Here is a 6,923-nt window from a genome sequence, read left to right as displayed (position 1 = left end):
TTTATAAAGCATACGAAGTAAAAGAGGCTAACCCTCTTTCTCCACAACATAATTAGAATAATTACCTTATAAAGGTTTCAAAACGAAACAAAAGCCTGTAAATTTAATGAGTTTACAGGCTTTTATATTTGACTTAGATAGTTATTTGTTTTAAAAGTGCTCATAATATGAATATCTAATTAGGTGCGCTGTCTCAGAAAGATCTTTTTTTTCTTCTTTTGATCCTTTTCTCAAAACTCAACTCTTCATAATCTATCTCTTGGTTATTGTTTAAAAGATTAAACAATGATAAAAACTCATCATTATTAAAATTGGTAGTATCAGAATATAAATGCTCAAACATTGGATGTAACTCGTCTGATTCATTAGTATTAGCCTGTTGAGAAGGTATTAAAATTGAACGAGGATAATCTTCTATACTACTCCATTTTTGATTCAGTGTATTAGCAGATAACTCTTTACTTAAATCAGAGCCTTTATAGACACTTTTTAAGTTATGGTCGATAAAAGTTACACCATAGATACGATTGTCTTTGTTTTGAAAAATAACAACGTTTATTCCGTGATTTAAAAGTTCTCCTTTAAACTCTTGTTGTGAATTTGTTGTATTTAACGCTATCTCAATTATATGTTTAAGATTCTCTTTATTAGGTAAAGATTTTAGTTTTTCTTTTGATGTTTTAAAGTGACTTTCAAGATTTTGATAACTTGCATTTTTTCCAAAAAGGGAAGCCTTAAAAGGATTACTTACCTTCTCTCCTATTTCGTTTATTGCAAAATAAACTAAACCTTGTTTTGGTTGTTCATTATAAGTTGCTTCAACCTTTTCTGCTCTTATATTAAAGAGTGATAATAAAGCATTGTAACTTGTTAAGCTATCATAGTTATAGTACTTGGGTAAGTAGCGTATAACCGAGGCTATTTGAGCTTTTAAATTGTGCTTTGTGTAATCTACTGGTGTAAATTGAATCTGTTTTGTTTCCTCATTTTTTTGATTTATAGAAGAGGTTAGATTAAACTTCTTTTCAATTTCACGGCAAGTTTTCATTGATTTTAGATGATCGTATTTATCATTTATTTTCTTCCCCTTTAAGTCTGTGCAAACGGTAACAATGTGAATATGCTCTCTTTCTATATCACTATGCTTATAGACAATATATGGCTGATTTTCATAGTCCATACTATCCATATAGTATTGGGCTATTTCATTTAATGTATCATCAGATAATTTATCATTGGGATTTGGATTTAAAGAAATATGCCGTACAACTTTTTCTGTCTTAGTATTTAAAAGTAAATAAGGTTCAAAGTGTTTATAAAGTTGAGCTATGTATTTTAAAGAGTTGTTGGGTTCTGGTAGATTATTTGTAAACAAAACGGAGCCCTGTCCTTTATCAACTTTTAATTGATTGTAGGACAAAGCTCCTATAAGATTACTTCCTTTACCAATTTTAGCTATCATAAGTTATAAATTAGTATTTAAGTGCTTGTCTTCAAACTCTTTGGTAAGCCTAATAATGTAATAGCAAAGTTTTGATAAATCTTTGGTATACTCTTCAAGTTTTGAAATAGAACGTTTGGCTCTATTTTCTGAGAAGTACTGGTTACAAAGTTTTACCATTTGATTATAGTTTACTCCTACTGCTCTAAATTGATTAAACAGTTTAGTTAGTAATCCGTGATATTGCAAAGCAGCAACATCTACTTTGACTGTTTTAACTTGTCTATCTAAAAGCATAGAAACAAGAAAGCTTGCTTTGTTTGTCATTCCTGATGATGTAAACAAAGCAAGCAGTCTCTGGTTTTCAGATTCGGTGAGTCTGAAAACATGTCTGTATTTTTTAGGATTGGATTTTAGTTTTCTTCCTCCTTTGTTTTTAGTGGTAGTTTGTATAGTGTCCATAGTGTCTTACTTTGATTCTTGTCAAAATAAGAAATACTTATATCGCTAAACTTCTAATGGCTCTTAGAAGTCGTATTTGGAATTACATAGCAAACAATTTTGTATTAATCTACTTTGTCACAGATACCCAATCAACAAAATCACACAAACCAAGTAGTTCTTCTTGTTTTAATTGGACTACAGTATTAGCGCTACCGCCTGCTGGATAGAGTACTTGATGTTTTTTTAAAGATTCATCAAAGTAGACTTTGGTTGATTCTTTTACCTTAAAAGGACAGACTCCCCCTACTTGATGACCGACTAATTCTTCTACATCTTCATATTTAAGCATCTTGGCTTTGATACCAAAAGTATCTTTAAAAGTTTTATTATCAATTTTACTATTTCCTGATGCGACGACAAGAATAGCAGCTCCCTCTTCTGGGGCATAAAGCGTTATACTCTTTGCTATTTGGTCACTATCACAACCAATCGCAATTGCAGCTTCATCTACAGTGGCTGTACTCTCCTTAAATTCAATAAAACGATCTTCAAAGCCCTTGCTTTTTAGATAGTCTTTCACTTTTAAATGGTTCATAATAATTAATATTGGTTTTTAAAAATAGAAATTATAATACAATTGACAAATTTTAATAGTGCTGTCTTGCTATTTATCAAAGCCAAATAATACCTTATAATTCCAATTTCAAGCTTTTAGATTGATATACTGCTACTTTAAATCGTTAATCTTAATTACATTTATTATGCAATCAGAAGACGATTTAAAAGCTCTTGCTAAAATCCTAGCATTTATGCGAGCAGTAAGTATTATAGTAATGCTTATACACTTATACTGGTACTGTTATTCTTTCTTTTCAAGCCTTAGAGTTACCCACCATGTCGTAGATCGAATACTAGTTAACTTTAATCAAACAGCAGGACTGTTTTCTCATTTACTTTATACGAAACTCTTTTGTTTGGTTTTACTCTCTTTAAGCCTGTGGGGAGGCAAAGGCGTAAAACATGAAAAGATAACAGTCTCTAAAATAATTGGTGTTTTTGTAGTTGGTTTTAGTTTGTTCTTTTTCAATTTCTTTTTACTTGATTTTGGATATTATTGGAGTGTTGTGCTGTATATAGCAACTACGTTCTTGGGCTATATCTTACTTTTAGTATCTGGTGCTTGGATTAGCAGACTCCTAAACGATAACCTCATGCAAGACGTGTTTAACTTTGAGAACGAGAGCTTTATGCAAGAGACTAGATTCATTGAAAACGAGTACTCTGTTAACCTTCCTTCAAGGTTCTATTACAAAGGAAAATGGAATAGTGGTTGGATAAACATCGTTAATCCTTTTAGAGCAACTATTGTTCTTGGTACACCTGGTTCTGGTAAATCCTATGCTGTGGTAAATAATTTTATTAAGCAACAAATTGAAAAAGGATTCTCTATGTATATTTACGATTTTAAGTTCCATGACTTATCAACTATAGCTTATAATCACTTGTTATTACACAAAGATAAATACGCTATTGTTCCCAAGTTCTATGTTATAAACTTTGATGATCCAAGTCTCAGTCATCGTTGTAATCCGATTAACCCATCGTTTATGACAGATATATCTGATGCTTATGAATCTGCCTATACTATAATGCTTAACCTTAACCGCTCCTGGATACAAAAACAAGGAGACTTCTTTGTGGAATCTCCAATCATCCTTTTAGCAGCTATTATTTGGTTTTTGAAGATTTATCAAAATGGTAAGTATTGTACATTCCCTCATGCTATTGAACTTTTAAATAAGAAGTATGCTGATGTATTTACTATCCTTACCTCTTATTCTGATTTAGAGAACTACCTCTCTCCTTTTATGGATGCTTGGGAAGGTGGAGCGCAAGATCAATTACAAGGGCAAATAGCTTCGGCTAAAATACCACTGTCTCGTATGATATCACCATCGCTATATTGGGTAATGACAGGAGACGATTTTTCTTTGGATATTAATAATCCAGCAGCACCTAAAATACTATGTGTCGGAAACAATCCTGATCGTCAAAATATTTACTCTGCTGCTCTTGGACTTTATAACTCACGTATTGTAAAACTCATCAATAAAAAAGGTCAACTTAAAAGTTCTGTTATCATTGACGAGCTACCAACAATCTATTTTAGAGGACTTGATAACCTTATTGCTACTGCTCGTAGTAATAAAGTAGCTGTGTGTTTAGGGTTTCAAGATTTCTCACAGCTTAACAGAGATTACGGAGATAAAGAAAGTAAAGTAATTCAAAACACAGTTGGTAATATCTTCTCAGGTCAAGTTGTTGGCGATACAGCTAAAGCACTATCAGAACGCTTTGGTAAAATACTTCAAAAGCGTCAGAGCATATCCATTAATAGAAACGACCGTTCTACCTCCTTCTCTACCCAGCTTGATACGCTTATTCCTGCCTCTAAAATATCAACCCTTACCCAAGGAATGTTTGTGGGAGCTGTATCTGATAATTTTGATGAGCGTATAGAGCAAAAGATATTTCATTCTGAGATAGTTGTTGATAATGACAAAGTTTCTAAAGAAATGAAAGCTTATAAAAAGATACCTCAAATAACTTCTTTTTTAGATGCTCGTGGTAATAATACCTTAGATGAAACGATTCAAGCTAATTACAGACAGGTTAAACTTGATATTGAGTCAATTATTGAATCAGAGCTAAAACGCATTGAAAATGATCCTGAATTGGCTCATTTGATTAATAACAAACAGTAATACTATCTTTTGATCCTTTGGATTAATAGTGGTTTTATTTTTTATCAATTATCTCACTAAGCTAGGTAATACTTCGCGGTTCGCCTTCAAAAAATTCCCCCATAAATGCTTGACCTTGTCTTCGCTTTATTGCGTTGCTTTTTGAGCTTGCTTAAGCATTACCTGTAGCTGCTCCATAATTAATTTAAAAATATAATATTATGGAATCTACAGTTTTAAACAGCAATTGGTTAGTGGCATCAGAGATAGAACTAATCTACAAATCTAGAGTAAAAGCATCTGAAAGACCTAAGATTGTATCGTCACAATCTGCTTTTAAAATAGCTTTAAAAGCATGGGATGAAAATAAGATTGAACTATTAGAACAATTTAAAGTACTTATGCTTTCAAACAGTAATAGAGTACTTGGTGTACTTGAAATATCATCAGGTGGTATTACAGGAACTGTGGTTGATCTTCGATTGATCTTTGCAGCTCTTTTAAAAGCAAAAGCAACGGCTTGTATCTTAGTGCACAATCATCCTTCAGGGAAATTAGATCCAAGCGAGGCAGATAAGCAGATTACTGCTAAGATTAAACAAGCAAGTCAAATACTTGATATTGCTCTTTTAGATCATTTAATAATAACACCTGAGAGTTATTACTCTTTTGCAGATGAAGGCGTCTTATGACGCCTTATTTTTTATTATATAGTCAATAAATCTTATTTCAACTCTTCTATATTATCACATAGTTCTTGTAAGCTATGTAGTAATTTAGCGACATGAAGTCCATCGCATGTTGCATGATGTACTCGTATTGATATAGGCATCAATATTTCTTCATTGTTTTTAATATACTTACCCAATGTAAAAATTGGAGCAAAATAATCCCCAAAACCAGGTACATTTAAATTAAATCCATCAAAACTCACCCAAGGGATCATAGAAATATTAAATATATTCTCTATTTCTCTTTGTGGTGACATTGCGTAATCTCCTTTATATTTCTCATGTACTCTATCATACTCTTCTAAAAAGGTTTTAAAATCTCCTTTATACACAGAACATAATTCTGAGAATGTCTCTGTTTCAGGATGCATAATAGTATAAGCAGGATTTACAGTATCCCATTGTATTAACTCTCCATCTTTCATAGCAAACTTAAACTCTGGGTGTTTATTAACCGCCTTAGCTATTAAGTAAATAATCACTGGATAAAATTTATATCCGCGTTCCTTTATAAATGGAATAACCTTAGTAATATCTATTTTCGTTGTTAAACTGAAGCTACACCTTAATTGATCTTTATAATGGTAGAAATGCTCCTTTCTATTCCATGATTCAATATCAAATTTTTTATAATTCATTGTTATTTAATTATTTACAACAAAAATAAGGATATCTATCTATTGTATAGATTAAAAAATACTGAATCAACATATTTTTATTTTAAAAATACTTTAGAAGCTTAGTTATACTACTAATCTTTATTTAGTACATGTCTAATCCTAGATAAGACATCAATAAATCTCTTTTAGAGATATTACCTATTACCTATTAGATGTAATAAGTTAATGCCTTAGGCTCTGTTATTTCAGTAGGCAAAGTTTTTCTAGCTTTTTAGCCTATCAAGTTTAAATCCTTTGGATTACTTCAATAAATCTTCCTCAAGTTTTGAGCGTATTTATTTTGTAAAACTTGCTCTTAGCTAAAAACCAAAACTCAAGTGCCATGAAATTAACCAGACCCTAAGGTCATAATACTATTTATCATGGAAAATTTAATGCACTCAAAAGTTTATGTTGGTACTTATGCTAAGTATAACAATGGTTCAATTAAAGGACAATGGATTGAGCTGAACAATTTTAGTTCTTTAGATGAATTTTATGAGTTCTGCACAGAACTTCATTCTGATGAAACAGATCCTGAGTTTATGTTTCAGGATTGGGAAAATATTCCTTCTGAGTTAATATCAGCAAGTAGCCTTTCAGAAAATATCTTTTCAATTATTGAAAAAATATCAGATCTAGATTATAAAACCTTAGAGGCTTTTTCAGCTTGGATAAGCATAGGTAATCACGATATTAAGTCTAATGATATAGAATCGTTATTTGAATCATTTGAAAATGATTATCAAGGGGATTATAACAGTGAAGAAGATTTCGCTTATCAAATCATTGATGAATGTTACGATTTGTCTGATTTTGTAAAATCATATTTTGATTATGAAAGCTTTGCTAAAGACCTTTTCATAGGGGATTATACCTATGAAAATGGTCATGTATTTAGAAA

The 6,923-nt window shown here is 31.3% G+C and carries 7 protein-coding genes; 3 read left to right on the top strand and 4 right to left on the bottom strand.

The features are described 5' to 3' along the window. Positions 1 to 193: 193 nt before the first annotated feature. The 3 genes from mobB to GOQ24_RS03720 form a co-directional block, all read right to left on the bottom strand. Complete coding sequence (mobB, locus tag GOQ24_RS03730; protein WP_160339127.1) at positions 194 to 1,462, bottom strand: conjugal transfer protein MobB; 1,269 nt, start codon at positions 1,460 to 1,462, stop codon at positions 194 to 196. Positions 1,463 to 1,465: 3 nt separating this feature from the next. Next, a complete protein-coding gene (locus tag GOQ24_RS03725) occupies positions 1,466 to 1,903 on the bottom strand; it encodes a hypothetical protein (protein ID WP_059051508.1) in 438 nt (145 codons plus the stop codon). A gap of 109 nt (positions 1,904 to 2,012) precedes the next feature. Continuing rightward, the gene (locus tag GOQ24_RS03720; RefSeq protein WP_160339126.1) at positions 2,013 to 2,480 is read right to left on the bottom strand and encodes a YbaK/EbsC family protein; all 468 of its coding nucleotides are present in this window, start codon (positions 2,478 to 2,480) and stop codon (positions 2,013 to 2,015) included. 166 nt (positions 2,481 to 2,646) lie between these two features. Between GOQ24_RS03720 and mobC the strand changes: the two genes are divergently transcribed. Together mobC and GOQ24_RS03710 are read left to right on the top strand one after the other, a co-directional pair. Next, positions 2,647 to 4,650: a conjugal transfer protein MobC gene (gene mobC / locus GOQ24_RS03715; protein ID WP_160339125.1), complete on the top strand. Its 2,004-nt coding sequence runs from the start codon at positions 2,647 to 2,649 to the stop codon at positions 4,648 to 4,650. 200 nt (positions 4,651 to 4,850) lie between these two features. After that, a complete protein-coding gene (locus GOQ24_RS03710) occupies positions 4,851 to 5,321 on the top strand; it encodes a JAB domain-containing protein (RefSeq protein WP_160339124.1) in 471 nt (156 codons plus the stop codon). 32 nt (positions 5,322 to 5,353) lie between these two features. Here GOQ24_RS03710 and catA read toward each other — a convergent pair whose 3' ends face one another. Beyond that, positions 5,354 to 5,998 carry a type A chloramphenicol O-acetyltransferase gene (catA, locus tag GOQ24_RS03705; protein ID WP_160339123.1) on the bottom strand — a complete coding sequence of 215 codons (645 nt, stop codon included), beginning with the start codon at positions 5,996 to 5,998 and terminating at the stop codon, positions 5,354 to 5,356. 416 nt (positions 5,999 to 6,414) lie between these two features. Between catA and GOQ24_RS03700 the strand changes: the two genes are divergently transcribed. Beyond that, positions 6,415 to 6,923 (top strand): antirestriction protein ArdA (locus tag GOQ24_RS03700; protein WP_243731245.1); only part of this gene is annotated, 509 nt, incomplete at its 3' end.

This window comes from Myroides sp. LoEW2-1 (genome assembly GCF_009767705.1).
Lineage (GTDB): Bacteria > Bacteroidota > Bacteroidia > Flavobacteriales > Flavobacteriaceae > Flavobacterium > Flavobacterium album_A.
This window is presented reverse-complemented; position numbering and strand designations above follow the sequence as displayed.